The sequence below is a fragment of the Paeniglutamicibacter sp. MACA_103 genome, assembly GCF_045798555.1.
Lineage (GTDB): Bacteria > Actinomycetota > Actinomycetes > Actinomycetales > Micrococcaceae > Paeniglutamicibacter.
This window is the reverse complement of the sequence record NZ_JBIXLN010000001.1, coordinates 1-18203: the sequence shown is the minus strand read 5'-3', so window position 1 is coordinate 18203 and position 18203 is coordinate 1. Positions and strand designations below refer to the sequence as shown.

The 18203-nt window shown below is 65.8% G+C and carries 12 protein-coding genes; 3 read left to right on the top strand and 9 right to left on the bottom strand.

Annotated elements, in window-relative coordinates:
- Positions 1–70 precede the first annotated feature (70 nt).
- Complete coding sequence (locus ACIPVK_RS00060) at positions 71–2389, top strand: cell wall-binding repeat-containing protein (RefSeq protein ID WP_407609946.1); 2319 nt, start codon at positions 71–73, stop codon at positions 2387–2389.
- Between the two features lie 81 nt (positions 2390–2470).
- Here the strand turns inward: ACIPVK_RS00060 and ACIPVK_RS00055 are convergent, their stop codons facing one another.
- The 4 genes from ACIPVK_RS00055 to ftsY all read right to left on the bottom strand — a co-directional run bounded on the left by ACIPVK_RS00055 (position 2471) and on the right by ftsY (position 7721).
- Positions 2471–2809, bottom strand: coding sequence for a P-II family nitrogen regulator (locus tag ACIPVK_RS00055; protein WP_407609945.1), 339 nt, complete (start codon positions 2807–2809; stop codon positions 2471–2473).
- On the bottom strand, positions 2806–4137 hold the full coding sequence (locus tag ACIPVK_RS00050) for an ammonium transporter (RefSeq protein ID WP_407609944.1): 1332 nt from the start codon (positions 4135–4137) through the stop codon (positions 2806–2808). Before ACIPVK_RS00050 ends, ACIPVK_RS00055 begins: the two co-directional genes overlap by 4 nt.
- A gap of 230 nt (positions 4138–4367) precedes the next feature.
- Positions 4368–6521 carry an acyltransferase family protein gene (locus tag ACIPVK_RS00045; protein ID WP_407609943.1) on the bottom strand — a complete coding sequence of 718 codons (2154 nt, stop codon included), beginning with the start codon at positions 6519–6521 and terminating at the stop codon, positions 4368–4370.
- A gap of 6 nt (positions 6522–6527) precedes the next feature.
- A complete protein-coding gene (ftsY, locus tag ACIPVK_RS00040; RefSeq protein WP_407609942.1) occupies positions 6528–7721 on the bottom strand; it encodes a signal recognition particle-docking protein FtsY in 1194 nt (397 codons plus the stop codon).
- Positions 7722–7757: 36 nt separating this feature from the next.
- Here ftsY and ACIPVK_RS00035 point away from each other — a divergent pair, with 36 nt between their 5' ends.
- Entirely contained in the window at positions 7758–9032 is a 1275-nt protein-coding gene (locus tag ACIPVK_RS00035) for an MFS transporter (protein WP_407609941.1), read from the top strand.
- Positions 9033–9185: 153 nt separating this feature from the next.
- Here the strand turns inward: ACIPVK_RS00035 and ACIPVK_RS00030 are convergent, their stop codons facing one another.
- From ACIPVK_RS00030 to smc, 3 genes are all read right to left on the bottom strand, one after another.
- Positions 9186–10403 carry a polysaccharide pyruvyl transferase family protein gene (locus ACIPVK_RS00030; protein ID WP_407609940.1) on the bottom strand — a complete coding sequence of 406 codons (1218 nt, stop codon included), beginning with the start codon at positions 10401–10403 and terminating at the stop codon, positions 9186–9188.
- A gap of 131 nt (positions 10404–10534) precedes the next feature.
- Positions 10535–11950 (bottom strand): glycosyltransferase family 2 protein, encoded by a 1416-nt coding sequence (locus ACIPVK_RS00025; protein WP_407609939.1) that lies wholly within the window; start codon positions 11948–11950, stop codon positions 10535–10537.
- A 107-nt stretch (positions 11951–12057) separates the two neighbouring features.
- Complete coding sequence (gene smc, locus ACIPVK_RS00020) at positions 12058–15648, bottom strand: chromosome segregation protein SMC (protein WP_407609938.1); 3591 nt, start codon at positions 15646–15648, stop codon at positions 12058–12060.
- Between the two features lie 136 nt (positions 15649–15784).
- Between smc and ACIPVK_RS00015 the strand changes: the two genes are divergently transcribed.
- Positions 15785–16606, top strand: coding sequence for a serine hydrolase domain-containing protein (locus ACIPVK_RS00015; protein ID WP_407609937.1), 822 nt, complete (start codon positions 15785–15787; stop codon positions 16604–16606).
- A gap of 27 nt (positions 16607–16633) precedes the next feature.
- Here ACIPVK_RS00015 and mutM read toward each other — a convergent pair whose 3' ends face one another.
- Complete coding sequence (gene mutM, locus ACIPVK_RS00010) at positions 16634–17551, bottom strand: bifunctional DNA-formamidopyrimidine glycosylase/DNA-(apurinic or apyrimidinic site) lyase (RefSeq protein ID WP_407609936.1); 918 nt, start codon at positions 17549–17551, stop codon at positions 16634–16636.
- A 3-nt stretch (positions 17552–17554) separates the two neighbouring features.
- Positions 17555–18203 (bottom strand): ribonuclease III (gene rnc / locus ACIPVK_RS00005; RefSeq protein ID WP_407609935.1); only part of this gene is annotated, 649 nt, incomplete at its 5' end.

Below are 18203 nucleotides of genomic sequence, written 5' to 3'. Positions count from 1 at the left end.
GGACGTGGCCGGTTTTGTATACTGGCCATCGCGCAGCCCTCGATATCGTCCCCGATCCCAAGGACCACCCATGCCGGAATTCAGGTCACCACTGCCCCGCTTGTTCGCCCTTTCCGTCGCTGCGGCGCTGGTCGTCCCCCTCGCGGTGGCCGGTCCGGCCGCGGCAACCTCGACGGCCGAGAACCCGGCCGGCACTGCCACGTCCCGCACCCCCGACCAGAAACCGGCCCCGGGATCGGATGCCGCAACATTGCTGGAATCGGCGCTCACGCCGGCCAAGAAGGACCTCCACGTCCCGGAACTTGATCCCAGTGCCGCCGCCGCGGCCGCCAAGGACATCCGTGACGAACTGAAATCCGGGGGCAAGCTCGCCGCAACCGAGCGTGTCGAGTTGTCGGAGCGGGCTCTCAAGGCCATTGGAATCGAGGCGCTTGACGCGCAGCTCGGCCAAGGCCAGCGACGCATCGAGGAATCCGGGGACCCGAAGGCCCCGACGCTGGATGAACTTCAGTCCCTGGCGTCCGCCACCGAGGAACTGGCAGCGGCTGCGCCCGAGCAATTGGACGTCCCTACCCCGGCCCCCGCTGCCGCCGGAACGGCTCTTGAGCCCGGAAGCGCCTTCCAGGCCGACACGGCAGGGCCGGCCACCACCGGCGCTGCCTTTGAGGCCACCCTTGCCGGCGTCTCTGTCCCCGCCTCCCTTGCGGACCTGCGCACCTGGCGTCCCCCGGGTGTGCTCGGCATCGACGTCTCCCACCACCAGGGCGATGTCAATTGGTCCTACGCATGGGGCAAGGGCACCCGCTTCGCCTACATCAAGGCCACCCAGTCATGGCCCACCACGCTCTACAAGGATCCCAAGTTCGCACAGAACTACACCGGCTCCTACAACCAAGGCATGATGCGCGGCGCCTACCACTTCGCCATGCCCGCCCACTCCTCCGGAGCCGCGCAGGCCAAGCAGTTCCTCGCCAACGGCGGCGGCTGGTCCGCCGACGGCAAGACGCTCCCGCCGTTGCTGGACATCGAGTGGAACCCGTACACGTCTTCGTCCTACGCCGCCGGCAAGGGCGACGTCTGCTACGGCATGACGCCGAGCCAGCTGGTCACCTGGATCAGCGACTTCGGAAACACCGTCAAGGCCGCGACCGGGCGCCTACCCATGGTCTACACCGCCCAGTCCTGGTGGGACACCTGCACCGGCGATTCCACCGCCTTCAAGGGCTGGCCGCTGCACGTCTCTCTCTTCCCCACCGCCGAGGTTCCCAAGAACCCGCGCGAACTGCCCGAGGGCTGGACGACGTTCAACATCTGGCAGTACGCCTCCAACGCCGACTTGATCGGTGCGGACAAGGACGTGGATGCCAACGTGTGGAACGGCGACCTGACCTCGCTGCGCGATTTCGCGCGCAACACGCGCTCCACGCACTACCGCATGATCACCGACTACCTCGGCAACGCCGACGTGTGGCCCACGCGCTTGGCTCCGGTCCGACTGTCGGGTTCCACCCGATATGACACCCCCGTGGCTGTTTCGCGGCGCACGTTCCCGTCCACCGCCGCGACCGTTGTCATCGCCTCGGGCGAGACCTTCCCCGACGCGCTGGCCGGTTCGCCACTGGCCAGGCTGAAGAACGCCCCCTTGCTGCTGGTGCAACGGGACGGGCTGCCCGCTGCGGTCGCCACCGAACTGCAACGGCTGCGGCCCACGAGCATCCTCGTGCTCGGCGGCCCGCTGTCCGTCAGCGATGCGACGATCGCCAAGCTGAAGGCCTACGCGCCGGTCACCCGGGTGGCGGGGAACAGCCGATACGACACCAGCTCCAAGATCGCCGGGTACTGGGGATCGGCGCCGACGGCGTTCCTCGCCACCGGCGAGAGCTTCCAGGACGCCATGTCGCTGGCCGCGGTGGCCGCCGGACGCAAGGCCCCGCTGCTGCTGACCAGCCAGGCCTCGGTCCCGGCCACCACGCTGAACCAGCTCAAGAGGCTTAATCCGAGCCGCGTCTACCTGGCCGGCGGCACTCCGTCCATCTCCTCGGCCGCCGAGTCGCAGGTGAGCCAGGCGCTGCCGAACGCGACGGTGATTCGCTACGGGGGTGCCACGTTCTACGACACCAACGCGATCATCGCCAAGGCGTTCTGGCCCGGCGGCTCGCAGCGCCAGTTCATCGCCACCGGCGCGGACTTCGCGGACGGGTTGACCGGGGGCGTGGCCGCCGCCTACAACGGGGCGCCGCTGCTGCTGGCCAAGAAGAGCTGCCTGCCCGCCTCGGTGTCCAGCGCCCTAGTCGCCATGAAGGGCTGGACGAACGTGCTGCTCGGTGGTCCGCTTGCCTTGGATTCAACGGTTGCCTATCGTTCGGACGGCAAGCCGAATGTCTGCTGACACCCGGCTTCCCCGCTGACGACAAAGCCCCAACCATGGTTGGGGCTTTGTCGTTGGTGCTCCTTGCAGGGAATTTGCCTTCTAGACCGCGGCCAGGCCGCGTTCCCCGGTGCGGACCCGGATCACTTCCTCGATGTTGGTGACCCAGATCTTCCCGTCCCCGGCGCTTCCGGTGTTCGCGGTGGAGATCAGGACGTCCAGGATGTCGTCGCAGGAACTCTCTTCCACCAGGATCTCCAGGCGTACCTTGGGCAGCAGGTCGACCGTGTACTCGGCCCCGCGGTAGACCTGGGTGTGGCCGCGCTGACGGCCGTAGCCGCTGGCCTGGCTGATGGTCATTCCCTGGACGCCATAGGACTCGAGGGCTTCGCGGATTTCGTCGGTCTTTTCGGGCCTGATGATGGCTGTCACGAGTTTCATGCGGTGACCCCTTCCTTGTTTCGGTCCGCCGGCTTTTCGGTGGCGGTGGACTTCAGGTGTGCGGAGGTGGCCGGGTGCGGAACGAAGGTTCCGCCGGTGCCCAGTCCGCCGAACTCGTAGCCGGTTTCGGCGTGCTGCATCAGGTCGATGCCGGCGATTTCTTCCTCGATGGAGACGCGAAAGCCCATGATCCGGTGGATGGCCAGGCCGATGATGGTGGTCATGACGGCGGTGAATCCCATGACCACGACGCAGGCAACGATCTGGGCCCAGAGCTGGGCGAGTCCGCCGCCGTAGAACAGGCCGCCGCCGATCCCGTCAACGGGAAGGGCGATAAAGCCCAGGGCGAGGGTTCCGATGATGCCCGAAACCAGGTGCACTCCGACCACGTCGAGGGAGTCGTCGTAGCCCCAGCGGTACTTCAGGCCGACGGCCAGGGCCGAGGCGACACCGGCGATGACGCCGAGGCCGATGGCTGCAACGGGGCTGATGTTGGCGCAGGCGGGGGTGATGGCCACGAGGCCCGCGACGATGCCGGATGCCGCACCCAGCGAGGTGCTGTGTCCGTCGCGGATGCGTTCAACGCCGAGCCAGCCCAGCAGTGCGGCGGCGGGAGCGGCGAGGGTGTTGATCCAAATCAATCCGGCCTCTTCGGCGGTGCTGGCCGCGCCGCCGTTGAACCCGAACCAGCCGAACCAGAGCAGGGCCGCGCCGAGCATGACGAACGGGATGTTGTGCGGGCGCTGGCTCGGGTCCTTGCCGAAGCCCTTGCGCTTGCCGAGGATGAGAGCGAGGATCAGGCCCGCCACACCGGCGTTGATGTGGACCACGGTGCCGCCGGCGAAGTCGATGGCCTCCCCGACCACGGAGCCAATGGCTCCCTCTTCGCCGAGGATGCCGCCTCCCCAGACCCAGAAGGCGATGGGAGCGTAGACAAGGGTCACCCAGACCGGCACGAAGACCAGCCAGGCACTGAACTTGGCGCGGTCCGCCACGGCACCGGAAATCAGCGCAACGGTGATGATCGCGAAGGTCGCTCCGTAACCGGCGGTAATGAAGCCATCGGTGCCGAGCATTGATCCCATCCCGAAACCGTCAGCCGGGTTTCCAAACAAGCCGCCGACGTTTGCGCCGCCGCCCGACATGGAGTTGCCCCAGAGCACCCACACCACGGTGACGAGGGCGATCGCCGAGAAGCTCATCATCATCATGTTCAGTACGCTTTTGGCCCGGGTCATTCCACCGTAGAAGAATGCCAGTGCCGGGGTCATCAGCAGGACGAGTGCGGCGCACACCATCATCCATACCTGAGTCGTTGTTAGCTCCATGTCTAACGCCTCCCTGAATCGCTTGCGAGTCTTTCTCGCCTGATTCAAGAATTCCCTGTCGGTGTTACACCCGGCACGACCCACCGTTTCGTCGTGGTTACCGAATCCGCCTTCACGTAAAAGGCAGGTGTCGCATATATTTCGGGGTTGTTTCCGGGAACTTGGCGGCATGGCAACGGCGGCCACGAAAATTCCGTGGCCGCCGTTGTCAGCTGTCGTATGCGCGGAGCCTACAGCCGGGGTACCGCGCCAGCGATCTTTTTCTCCAACTGGTCCGCGAGCGAACGGGCAAAGGTCGCGGTCAGGTGCGAGGCATCGAAGTAGGGAACCACGGAGCCAATCACCGCCGGGCACGTTTCGTCATTGCAGAAGTACTCCGTCATGTCGATCGTGCTCACGAAGGGCAGATTGGTTTTTTGTGCCGCCGTGGCAAGTGGATCCAACGACTCCCACGATTTGGGCGTACCCGAACAATCCTGCAACGGGTTGTTGCTGGTGGCCAGGCAGTCGGGAACGTTGTCCACCGTGTTGCCGGGGTACGGGGAATCGCGGATCACCACGATGGGCGCCTCTGCCGATTCCCAGTCCGAAAGGTAACTGGCGTAGCCCGCCTCGGCCGGCTTGCCGGTGTTCCCCAAGTCGTATCCCTGCACGGGCAACCCTTGGCGGTTCGAGGTGATGATGAGGTCGAACTTGCCGCCCGCAGTTTGCTCCTTGACCCATTTCCCGTAGTCGAGGCAACCGTCGGCCTTGGCTTGGGAGTCCAGGGCGATCGGAGCATCCGAAGGTGCACAGATTGATGCGATATAGGTCGTGATCGTCCAACCGCGGCGCTCGGCAATTTCTGTCAGCGCGGGCAGCCACTGTCCTGCATGGGAGTTTCCGGTGAGCGCTACCTGGGTCTCGCCGTCCCCGTATGTACAGACCGGCCGATCACTGTAGTCCCCGTTGGACCAGCAATCATCCGCGTATGCCTGGGACTTGTCGTTCTTGGCCGCGGCCGGCGAGGGCACCATGGGGGACGCGCCCGTGTTGGCACAGGAGTTCACCATCGCTGCGGCGCCAAAACAGTCCACGCCGACCTGTGCCTGCACGCGCTGGATCTCGGTGGCCAGCTTGTCGCCGGTTTCCTCATTGCTGGAGCCTGCATTGACCACGACGGTCCCGAGCAGGCCGAGGACCACCGTCCCGACCAACAGGAATCTTCCGCCGGTCAGGATCTTGCCGGTGTCCAGCCGGGCACGGAAGCGGTCTTCCACATAGCGCTTGGATAGCATCGACAGTACGATCGTCGCCGCGATGATCGCCGCCTTGTCGAGCAGCCCGAGGTCGCCGCTGTAGAACGGCAGGAACACGATGAGCGGCCAGTGCCACAGGTAAATCGAGTACGAGTGGTCACCCAGGAACCGTGCCACCGGATGGCTCAGCAGGCCATTTGGCGAGTGGGCATGGGAGGCGTTGGCCCAGATGACCAGCGCGGTGCCAAGAACCGGCAAGGCAGCGGCGTAGCCGGGGAACGGGGTGGCGCCGCTGTAGGTGACACCCGCATAGGCGATGGCCAGCAACCCGATCCAGGCGAGGATGGCGTTGAACCTGGAGTGACGCAGCAAAGTGGTCGCCGCGGGAAGCACCGCAGCCAAGGCGCCGATGGCGAGTTCCCAGGCCCGGGTGAAGGTGGAGAAGTAGGCAATCCCCGGTTCGGTCACGGTGGAAATCGAGGAAAAGACCAGCGAGGCTGCCACTATCAGGGCGATGCCCAAGGCGACCACGACCGTGGGCTTTTTGCGCAGCATGACCGCCAGGGCCACCAGCCCGGCGATGATCACCGGCCAGAAAAGGTAGAACTGCTCTTCAACGGACAGCGACCAGAAGTGCTGCACCGCCGAGACCGCGTTGTCGGCCGCCAGGTAGTCCACGCTGGTTGACGCCAGACGCCAGTTTTGGACGTAGAAGGTCGAGGCAACGATCTGACTGGCCCAGTCCTTCCACACCGTCACCGGGGCAAATAGCGGGATGGCGGCCAGTGTCACGCCCAGGACCAGGAACGAGGCGGGCAGCAGGCGCTTGACCCGCCTCATCCAGAAGGTCAGCAAATCGGACCACGATTTTGGCGGACGTTTCATCAGGTGGGAGGTGATCAGGAATCCGGAGATCACGAAGAAGACGTCGACTCCGATGAAGCCACCGGTCAGCCTTTCCGGCCACAGATGGTAGACGACCACCAGGGACACCGCAATGGCGCGCAGTCCCTGGATATCGCCTCGGAAGGCCTTGGATTGGCCTCCGCTTTTTCCCGTGCGCGCTCCGGCGTACGTTCCCTGGGCGTTCGATTCGGCGAAATGCCGGCCCTTGATTTCGGTGGTCTCTTGGGTTTCCTGAATCATAAATCCTTAGTCCAGTAGTGCGTCGACGAACGCCGCTGCATCAAACGGTGCCAAGTCGTCCGGGCCCTCGCCCAGTCCGACCAACTTGACCGGAACACCGAGCTGCCGCTGGATGGCAACCACGATGCCGCCCTTGGCGGTGCCGTCGAGTTTCGTCAACACGATGCCGGTGACGTTGACGACCTCGGAGAAGACCTTCGCCTGGTTCAGGCCGTTCTGGCCGGTGGTTGCATCGAGGACGAGGAGAACCTCGTCAACGGTCGCCTTCTTTTCAATGACTCGCTTGATCTTGCCCAGCTCGTCCATCAGTCCGACCTTGTTCTGCAGGCGTCCGGCGGTGTCGATCATGACGATGTCGACTTCCTGCTCGATGCCGGCGGTCACTGCCTCGAAGGCCACGGAAGCCGGGTCGGCGCCGTCGATGTCGGACTTGATCGTGGGCACGCCCACGCGGTCGCCCCAGGTGGCAAGCTGCTCGGCGGCGGCGGCACGGAAGGTATCGGCGGCGCCAAGGATAACGTCCTTGTCCTCGGCAACCAGCACGCGAGCCATCTTGCCGATGGTCGTGGTCTTGCCGACGCCGTTGACGCCAACGACCATGATGACGTTGGGGCGGTCCGCGTGGCGGACGGGGATGAAGTTTCGGTCCATGGTCGGGTCGACCAGCTTGATGAGTTCCTCACGCAGCATGTCGTGGACGCGCTGGGGATCCCGGCTGCCTTCCACCTTGACACGCTCACGCAGGGCATCAACCAGTTCAAGGGTGGGTTCGGTTCCCAGGTCGGCCAGCAGCAGGGTCTCTTCGATTTCGTCCCAGACGTCCTCATCGATCTTGTCCTGGCTCAACAGGGCCAGCAGGCCCTTGCCCAGGACGTTGTTCGACTTGGTCAGGCGGGCCCTCAGGCGCGCCAGGCGGCCCTGGACGGGCTCGGGGACGTCGATGGGGACGAACACCTTGCCGGTGGTTTCGTCGGCAACCTCAACCTCGGGGGCCTCCGGGGCTTCCACCGGGGCCACCTCGGGGGCTTCGGTGGACGGTGCATCCGTAGTGAGCGTGGGCGCTGGGTCGTTGGCGTCACGCGGACCGGTGTACGTTCCCTTGGGAGCCTTGCGGCCCCGGACAAGGAAGAAGGCAGCACCAATACCGACGACGACAACCACTGCAACGAGGACAATGATCAAGTTAAGTTGTTCTGACACCTTCCTAGCTTCTCACAGACTAAACTTGTGTTACTTATGCCTAAGAATGCCTCGACCTCCAGCTTCCCGGAAAAGTCGGTCAATACCGGCCCCGGAAAGCTGCCGTCGGTACCCCGTGAAATCCGCGTGCTTGTCGCGGCCGCCTTCGTTGTCGCGCTGGGATTCGGGCTCATTGCACCGATCCTGCCGCAATTTGCCACGAGCTTTAACGTTGGTGTTGCCGCCGCCAGCGTGATCGTCAGCATCTTTGCCTTTGCGCGCCTGGTTTTCGCCCCGGTCAGCGGGCGGCTCACCGACTGGCTCGGCGAGCCCACCGTATATGTCACCGGCGTGCTCATCGTGGCGGCCTCGACAATCCTCTGTGGCTTTGCCCAGTCCTACACCCAGCTGCTGGTCTTCCGCGGCTTAGGCGGCCTGGGCTCGACCATGTTCACCGTCTCGGCCATGGCGCTGATCGCCCGCATGTCGCCGCCCCAAATCCGCGGCCGGATCGCCGGGCTGTATTCCGGCTCGTTCCTGCTCGGAAACGTCGCAGGCCCGGTCCTCGGGTCGCTTGCCGCGGGCATGGGGTTCCGGATCCCGTTCTTCATCTATGGCGGCGCACTGGTTGTTGCCGCCTCGATCGTCTATTTCTCCCTTTCCCATTCTCGCCGGGCAACCGTGAAGACCGAGGCCGAGAAATCGGCGCCCGCGGTGGAGCGCATCCCGCTTTCCGAGGCGTGGGGCGCGGCATCCTTCAAGGCGGCATTGGTCTCGGGATTCACCAATGGCTGGATGGCCTTTGGCGTGCGGATGTCATTGATTCCACTCTTTGCCGTTGCCGCCTTTGCCTCGAAGGGGACGCTGTTGGCGGGCCTGGCGCTGGCAATCTTTGCCGTGGGCAACGGTGCCGCCCTGACCGTCGCGGGGAAGCTCACGGACACCTACGGCCGGCGTCTGCCGATCCTGGCCGGACTGAGCGTTGCCTCGCTCGCCACCGCGGCGATCGGCTGGGTCGACAACATTCCCCTCTTCATTGCCTTGTCGGTCATCGGTGGCCTCGGGACCGGCCTGATGGGCCCGGCCCAACAGGCGGCCATTGCCGACGTGGTCGGCCAGGGCCGCAACGGCGGCAAGGTCATGGCCACCTTCCAGATGGCCACCGACTTCGGTTCCATCATCGGTCCGATCCTTGCCGGGTTCATCGCCGACCGGGCCGGCTTTGGGTGGGCTTTCACCGTCAGTGGCGCCCTGGGACTCCTGGGCGTCATCGCATGGCTGCCTGTCAAGGAACGGCGCGAGGCCGCCACCCAGGAATCCCCCAAGCCATAACGCCCTGCCGGCTCCCGGCCACTGCGCCCGAGGGGACGCAGGGGCCCCGTTTCCCGCCAAGGCCCTGGTGCGGACGGATTCGAATTAACGTGCTGTGCCCCTCACCGGTCCTTGCCGGTGAGGGGCACAGCACGTCGGGGCCACCGGTGAAGGCTAGCGCAGGACCGAGATCTCGGCGCGGTATTCCTCGCGCAGCGGGACCTCGGCGGGAGCCACCGGCAGGGCGTCGCGCAACAGTCCCAGGTCGATGTGCAGTTGCGGGAGCGTGGCCTTCGCCGCGAACGCGGCGAGATCGGTGGTGGCCAGCTCTTCCTTGGAGATCTGCACGCGGCTGACCGCTTCGCGGTCCAGGCAGGTGAAGAAGTCCTCGAACTTGAAGTCTTTGCCACCGAGCTGGTGGTCCGTCACGTCCAGCCACACCCAGGGCACCCCGTAGGCCTGGGCCACGATGAGGCCGTGCAGCGAACTGGAGACCACCGCGCGGGCCCCCGCCAGCTGCTCGACGACGCTCTTGACGTCACCACGCACGTCGACGAGCCGCCCGCCGATTCCCTGCCGGTCGAGCTGCGGCAGGTGAACGTAGTGCGGAACCACCGCAACTTCTCCGTGCGGGGCCTCTGCCGGGCGGATCACGTCGGGCAACAGCAGCGCCGGGTCCCCGTACACTTCCGGGACGTCCCAGCCCAGCGACTCCTGCAGCTCGCGTCGCGTGTCCTTGCCGCGCACCGCGTGGATCTTCACGCCCTTGAGCGCCGAGCGGACCTCGATCTCCTTGGCCGTCAGCGGGCGCATCAGGCCACTGCCCCAGACGTCGACATTGTTGCGGGTGACCCTGCCGAGGATCGAGCCGACGCTGTAGAGAACCCGTCCGCCGACTCCGGGCCGGTCCGATTGCACGGGCTGGCGCCCGGTGTACGCCTGGACGAGCTGCGGGCCGATCCAGTCGCCGAAGTTGAACTTCGCCGAATACCAGTGCATGGCCACAGTGCTCCCCGCGGCGAAGTCGCCCGCGTCTTCCTGGCGACGCAGGGCCAGTGCGGTGCCGGCGGCCCGGACGATGGCTTCGGCCAGCAGGCAGCCCGGCACCCCGCGCTCCAGGGCGTGCATCGGGTTTCCGGCGGCGTCGAAGCCCACGGACGCCTTGGTCGTGAACATGTCGTTGAGCCATTTGAGGGCGGCGGCGTTGAGGGCAACGAAGCCGACCATGTACCCCGTGGTATCGGGCACGGCACGCACCGCGACCGTGGAGCCGAGGATCGGCAAGGTGGCACGCACGGCGTCCTCGCCGGTGGTGAAGCTGGTGAAAAGCCGTTCCGCGTCAGGCCTGTTGGCCAATTCAGATACCAGCAGTCGCATCGTTCCAGTCTTCATATAAAGAGTTTCTTTCGCCCGGGGTGACCGCGGACCGCAATGCGGTGCCACGCGTTGAATCGGAGCCCGCCAGCGGCGGCCCCGGGTGACCAGCCTACCAACAGGCATGCGGGGATCCGGACAGGAATCCCTCAGCCGGCCTTGCGCACATCAATGCTGAAGAACCCGTGCGCCGTGCGGTAATAGCGCACCTTGCGGGAGTCCGCGGCGGGGATTTCGCCGTCCATCGCCACGCGCCGCAGGTCGGTGGCCTCGGTGTTGTAGGAGAGCCACACGTTGCCCAGACGCTGCAGGGCCGCGGCCAGCGCGGCACTGTCCAGATCGGCGATCAACAGCCCGTCCCCTCCGGCCACCAGCGGGACCCCGGTCTTCTGACCCGTGTCGCGGTCCTCGATGACCAGGTCGCGCGCGGTGCGGTCCGTCGCGTAGCTTCGGAGCTGGACCCGAACCCCGGAAGCGGAGGCATCCAGGGTGACCAGATCCGGATTGCGGGCACTGGCGAGGTCGGCCTCGGCGAGCTTGACCAGCTCGTCAAGCCGTCCGGCCCGGATCGCGTCGACCCGTACCCGGTGCACGCCGTCGAACATATCCGTGGTGTCCCCCGGCAGGAACCGGTCCAGAAGCTGCGCGTGCGCGCTCATCCACTGGCCGCGGCCCTCGTCGTCGTAGTCCAGGAACCGCTTGCCCTCGTAGAAGCGCAGGCCCTTGCGGATGAACAGGGCGGCCACCAGCTGCCGTGCGCGCTCAGCGTCGGCCACGTGTTCGGTCACGATCCGGGCGATCTCGCTCAGCGAGCCGACATAACCAAGCGGCTCGATGAGCCGGATGCTGATGTTTTGCCCGTCGCTGCGCGAACGTGCCTGGTAGTAGTCGTAGTCGGCAAGGATCGAAATGCGCCCGGCGGCCATGTACGCCTCGGTGACGGCCATGCCGTCCTCCAGGCGCACCGGCTCCTCCTTGAAGCGGATCCCTTGTTCGACCATGATCGAGCGGCGGATGAGCTTGATGGGGTTCAGCGAACGCAGCGCGACTTCCAGCGGGGTGTCCAGCCGCGTGGCCCGGTAGAGGCCGGACATGACCTTTCGCCCGCCCAGGCCGACCATCTTGGGGATCAGGATGTCCACGTCGTGGCGCTGGGCGTAGTCGGCCATGCGGCGCAGCGCCTCGCGTCCCAGCACGTCGTCACCGTCGCAGAAGAAGACATACTCGCCGCGGGCGACGTCGATCCCGACATTGCGTGGCTTGCCCGGCCATCCGCTGTTCTCCTGGTGGACCACGCGGAAGTTCTGGTTGCGCTTGGCGTACACATCCAGGATCTCGCCGCTGTAGTCGGTCGAACCGTCGTTGACGGCGATGACCTCGAAGCGCTTCTTGTCCAGGTCCTGGGCCTCGAGCGAGTTGAGCAGCTCGGTCAGGTACGGCATGGTGTTGTAGACCGGGATGATGACGCTGATGACACAGCCGTCCGTCCCGGCCGGGACGTCAGTTTCAGGTACGGCAGGCGTCGCCGATTCGGCCACCGGGGCCGGAGCGGACAACGGCTCCACCTCGGGATGCTCGACGGACTTCGCAATACTGGCTTTCGACGGATTCCTGCCAAAACCGAACAAGCGCATGCCCACCCTTTAACGTATGAATCGAAGATTGACAAGCATCATATCAGTCCGGCATCGTGCACCGGGCGGTCGATGCGCTGGCTGATCACCATGGAAACGCCGTCTCCGCGCATGGTGACGCCATAGAGCGCGTCGGCAACTTCCATGGTCCGCTTTTGATGCGTGATCACGATGAGCTGGCTCGATTCGCGCAGCTCCTCGAAGATCGTGATCAATCGCCCCAGGTTGGTGTCGTCCAGGGCCGCCTCCACCTCGTCCATGACGTAGAAGGGGGAAGGCCTGGCCTTGAAGATGGCGACCAGCAGCGCCACCGCGGTCAGCGACCTTTCGCCGCCCGAGAGCAGGGAAAGACGCTTGATCTTCTTTCCTGCCGGACGTGCCTCCACCTCGATGCCGGTGGTCAGCATGTTCTCCGGGTCGGTGAGGACCAGGCGCCCCTCTCCCCCGGGGAACAGCCTGCCGAAGACCCGCTCGAACTGTGCCGCGGTGTCGTCGTAGGCCTCCGTGAAGGCACGCTCAACTCGTTCGTCGACGTCCTTGATGATGTCGAGCAGGTCCTTGCGGCTCTTTTTCAGGTCCTCGAGTTGCGAGGTGAGGAACTGGTGGCGTTCCTCGAGCGCCGCGAACTCCTCGAGTGCCAGCGGGTTGACCCGTCCCAGGGCCGAGAGATCCCGTTCGGCCCGCTTCAGCCTTTTCTCCTGTTCGACCCGGTCGAACGGGATTCCCTCGGGAATCACGTTGCCCTCGTCGTCGACTTCCTGGCGAAGGGCCGCCCATTTGTCGTCCTCGGGGGCGGGCTGCGGCACCGGCAGGTGCGGTCCGAAGTTCTCGATGAGGTGCTCGCTGGTCAATCCGAGTTCCTCGATGGATCGGTTTTCCAGCGTCTCGATGCGCATGCGCTGTTCCGCCCGTGCCATCTCGTCGCGGTGCACCGAGTTGGTCAGCTCCGCCAGCTCGTGGCTCAGCTTGTCGACGCGGCCGCGGACCACGGACAGCTCGGCCTCCAGTTCCTCGCGGCGGGCCTGGAACTGCTCCCGTTCCCGGTCGGCAAGCTCGATGGAAATGTCCATGAAGGACACGACGCGCTCGACCTTGGCCGAGACCTCGCGGGCGGCCAGTGCCTGCGTGCGGCGCAGCTCGGCCCGGCGCTGCGCCTCGGCGCGGGCGCGGCGTTCGGTCTCCGCTGCGCGCCTGAGCGACTCGACTCGGCCGCGCAGCCCGTTGGCCCGCTCTTCCGCACTGCGCAGGGCCAGGCGGGCGTCAAGTTCCTTTTGCCGGGCGGCGGAGGCGGCCGCGGCCAGTTCGTCACGCCGGTCGGTCGCCGGTTCGTGGTCCTCGGGTGCTTCCTGGGCCATGTCCAGGCGCTCGATGAGCTCTGCGAGCTTCTCCTGCTCGACTTCAAGATTTTCCTGGGCAACGGCGATCTGCTGTTCGAGGCGTTCGCGTTCCTCGTGGCCCTGGCGCAGCAGCGATCCCAGCTGTTCCATTCGCTGGGCCACTGCCGAGATCCGCGCATCGGAATCGTGCAACCGGCTCAGCGCCGAGTCGGCGGCCTCCTCGGCGGCCATAAGCCGGGCGGTGAGGTCCGCGGCCTCAAGGCGCAGCGAGCCTAGGCTTTCCTCGACCTCGGCAAGTTCGGCTGCGGTTTCCGTGATCGCCGCGTTCTGTTCGATCAGCGAGGGGGCCGCGGTGGTTCCGCCGCTGGCGGAGCCCGCGGTGAGAATGTCTCCGGCCAAGGTCACCGCCCGGGCGTTCGCATCGTGTGCCAAGAGCCGTTGCGCCTCGGCGAGGTCCGTGGCAACCACCGTGGTGCCCAGCAGGTGAGCCAGGGTGCCGCGCAACGAGTCGGGCGCGCTGATGACTTCCAGCACATGCTTCCCGTGGGGAGGCGTGGAGCTCTTGTGGGCAGCCGCGTCAAGGTTTCCGCTCACCAGATGGACACGTCCGCCGTCCGTTTCCCGGAGCCCGCCAAGGATCGCCAGCGCGTGGTCCAGTTCCTCGACGGCTATGGCCTCGGCAATCGGACCCAGGGCGGCTGCCACGGCGACCTCAAAGCCCGCTTCGACTTCCAGGTATTGCGAGAGGCGACCCAACAAGCCTTCATGGCCACCGGCCAACACGTCTTCCGAGGCATCCTTGCGGACCGCCCCCTCGCGCAGGGCTTCGAGCCTTCCGCGCAGGGAACCCAGCCGCGTTGCAAGTTCCTGTTCCCGCCGGCGCTGGCCATCCATCTGGGCAACCAGGGCTTCATGGCGGTCGGCGGCGTGTTCGTAGGCCGTGTCCAGGTCTTCCTCGCCGTCCTGGACGGATGCGGCCTGCTGCTCCAGCGCGGCAAACTCGTTGGCTGTGCCCTCGCGGCGTGCTGCCCAGCCCTGAAGCGACTCGCGCAGCCGGCCCAGCTCCCCCTCGGCGGCCTCGACCTTGCTGCGTGAGGCACCTACCTGCCCGGCGAGCCGGGCGAGCCCTTCCCGCCGGTCCGCGGCCACCCGAAGTTCGGTGGTCAGGCGCTGCTGCTCGGCATGGGCCGCTTCCTCGGCCTCCGACTTGGCCTCGAGCGCCTCCTCGAGCAGGTCCTGGCGCATCTCGAGGTTTTCCTCGAGTTCCTCCAGCTCGTCGCGCAGGCGTTCGGCCTGGGCCTCCAGGCGGTCGGGGTCGCGGCTCGGGTCAAAAGCAACGTCGTCGGTTCCGAGCAAGCGGGAGCGTTCGGCGGACAGCGCACCCAGGGAGCGGAATCGTTCGCGGGTGGAGGTCAGCCCGAACCACAGGTCCCGCGCTTTGTTCAGGGCCGGGGTGGCATGGGCCGCGGCAACTTCAAGCGTGGTGAGTTCGGCCCGGGACTCCTCGAGCCGGCCCTGGACCACTTGCTGCGCTGCCCGCTGTGCGGCCTCGTCCGCAATGTCCTTCTCCAGGGCGCTGCGCAGGCTCACCAGGTCATCGGCCATGAGCCTGGACTTGGCATCCCGCACCTCGAATTGCACGCCCTGGGCCCGGCGGGCGATCTTGGCCTGCTTGCCCAACGGGGTGAGCTGCCGGCGGATTTCAGTGGTGAGGTCCTCGAGCCGGTTCAGGTTCCCCTGCATGGCATCGAGCTTCCGTACGGTCTTTTCCTTGCGCCGCCGGTGCTTGAGCACCCCGGCGGCCTCTTCGATGAAGCCGCGGCGGTCCTCGGGCGTGGCGTGCAGGATCCGGTCGAGCTGCCCTTGGCCGACGATCACGTGCATTTCCCGGCCCAGGCCGGAATCCGACAACAGCTCCTGGATGTCCAGCAGCCTGCAGGAATTGCCGTTGATGGCGTATTCGGAGCCGCCCGCCCGGAACAGCGTCCGGGAAATGGTGACCTCGGCGTATTCGATGGGCAGCGCGCCGTCGGCGTTGTCGATCGTCAGGGAGACGTGGGCCCGGCCAAGCGGGGAACGGCCGGAGGTGCCGGCGAAGATGACGTCTTCCATCTTGCCGCCTCGCAGGGTCTTCGCACCCTGCTCCCCCATGACCCAGGCCAGGGCGTCCACGACGTTTGACTTGCCCGAACCGTTGGGACCGACCACTGCCGTGACACCCGGTTCGAATTCAAAGGTCGTCGCCGAGGCAAACGACTTGAATCCGCGAACGGTGAGTGTTTTCAAATGCACGTGGAAGCGTCCTGGGTTTTTGGTGGCTAAAGTGGTCGGTGGGCTGGCCTCCATCTTATCGAGTCACCGTCGCTCAACGGCGTAGGTCAAGCCCCGCATACAGGTATTTTCATCAAGAATGCTAGGAGAAGACCCCTTGAAGAGTCTTTTGGCCATTGATTCATGGCCTTCGACACATGCGGCCTCGGCCGTGGTTGCCGCCGACGGCGCCGTCCTGGGCTCGCACGGCGATGCGGAGCGCCGCTTTGCGCTGGCCTCGGTCACCAAGCTGCTTAGTTCCTATGCGTTCCTGGTGGCCTTGGAGGAAGGCGCATTCGATCTGGACACCCCGGCCGGCCCCGAGGGCTCCACCGTCAGGCATCTGATGGCCCACACCTCCGGCTACGACTTCGCCGAACGCAAGGTCCGCTTTGCCCCCGGGGATCGGCGGCTGTATTCGAATGTCGGCTTCGAGGTGCTTGCCGAGACCCTCGAGCAGGCGACAGAGATGAGCTTCGCCGACTACCTGGGCGAGGCCGTGCTGCAACCCCTGGGCATGGCATCCACGTCCCTGGACGGCAGCGCCGCCGCGGACGGCGTCTCCACGCTCGGCGATCTCGTGGCGTTCGCCACCGAACTGCAGAGCCCCACCTTGCTGGATGTGCAAACCCATTCCCAGGCCACGCACGTGGTCTTCCCGGATCTTCCCGGGATCCTGCCCGGATACGGACGCCAAACGAACAACACGTGGGGGCTGGGTTTCGAAATCCGTTCCGAAAAGTCACCGCACTGGACCGGCCTGCTGAACTCGCCGGAGACCTATGGGCATTTTGGCCAGGCGGGCACGTTCCTTTGGGTTGACCCGGTGTTGGGAGCAGCGTGCGTGACGTTGACCGACAAACCCTTTGGCCCTTGGGCAGTCGAAGCATGGGCGCCGTTCAACGATGGCGTGGTTTCCGAGGTGCAGGGCCGCGGTTAGGGGCCGCGCCCTGCCGGGCGCGTCGGCTTAGCGGGGCTTGCGCTGGCAGCGGGGGCAGCTGTACGAGGAACGTCCCATGAAGGGATCCCGGCGGATCACCGAGACCAGACCTTCCTCGGCGCAACGCCGGCAGTCCTTGCCTTCACGGCCGTAGGCGTTCAGCGCCCTGTCAAAATATCCGGAAGCACCATTGACGTTCACATAGAGTGAATCGAAGCTGGTTCCGCCTGCGTCGAGCGCTCGGCCCATCACGTCGACGAGGGCCGCGTGAAGGCGGGCCACGTCCGGACGCCGGATTGTGGCCGTGGAGCGCAGTCCGTGGAGCTTGGCCGCCCACAAGGCCTCGTCCGCGTAGATATTCCCGACGCCGGAAATGACCTGTTGGTCCAGGATGGCGCGCTTGAGTTGAGTGTTTTTCTTGCGCAACGCCAGATAGAGGGCCTCCGGCGTGGAGGCGGGATCCAGGACGTCGCGGGCAATGTGTGCCGCCGCCGCCGGAATCCAGGCAACCTCGGCACCCATACCCCCGGGAAATGCGTCATCGGTGGGTACCAGCGGCGAGAGAAACATGCCGCCAAAGATTCTTTGGTCGATGAACCGCAACTCGCTGGGCTTGCCGGCCTCGGGAGAGAGCCCAAGGCGTACCTTGAGGTGCTTCTCGTCCGGCGCGGCGGGTTCCTCCACCAAAAGCTGGCCACTCATGCCCAGGTGCGCCACCAGTGCGCTCGGGGCGGGCAGTCCGTCCAGAAGCAGCCACAGGAATTTTCCGCGGCGCACGGCGGCGCCAATGCGGGTGTGGGCGAGACTCGCGGTGAAGTCCGCAGGGCCCTCGATGTGTCGGCGAACGGATCGGGGATCCACGACCTGGACGGATTCGACGGTGCGGCCGACGACCCAGTCGTCCAGGCCGCGCCGAACCACCTCGACTTCCGGCAGTTCGGGCATTGCTTACTTGGCCTTGGCTGAGTCGTCCTGCGGGCGGACCATTTTCCAGCTCGCCGCGGCCGATTCCTGCTCGGCTTCCTTCTTGGAAGGACCGCTTCCCTCGCCGTAGGGCGTGCCTCCGATGTGAAGGACGGCTACATAGGTGCGTGCGTGGTCGGGTCCGGAACCCGTGACGCGGTACTCGATGGTCCCCAGCTTCTTGGCTGCGGCGATCTCCTGGATGGCGGTCTTCCAGTCGGTGCCAGCCCCCAATACGTCCACGTCGTGCAGCAGCGGCAGGATCAGGCGCATGACCATTTGCCTTGCCTCTTCAATCCCGTGGTTCAGGAAGGTGGCACCGATCAGGGATTCCATGGTGTCGGCAAGTATTGACGACTTGTCCTTGCCGTTGGTCAGGATCTCGCCCTGTCCCAGCAGAATGAATTCCCCCACGCCGAGGGAACGGGCGATGCCCGCCAGGGCACGGGTGCTGACCACGGCGGAACGACGCTTGGCCAGATCGCCTTCGGGCAGGTCCGGGTAATTCTTGTAGAGGTGGTCGGTGACGGCGTAGCCGAGGACCGAGTCTCCCAGGAATTCCAGGCGTTCATTGGTGGGGATGCCACCATGCTCGTAGGCGTAGGAACGGTGTGTGAGTGCAAGACGAAGCGTG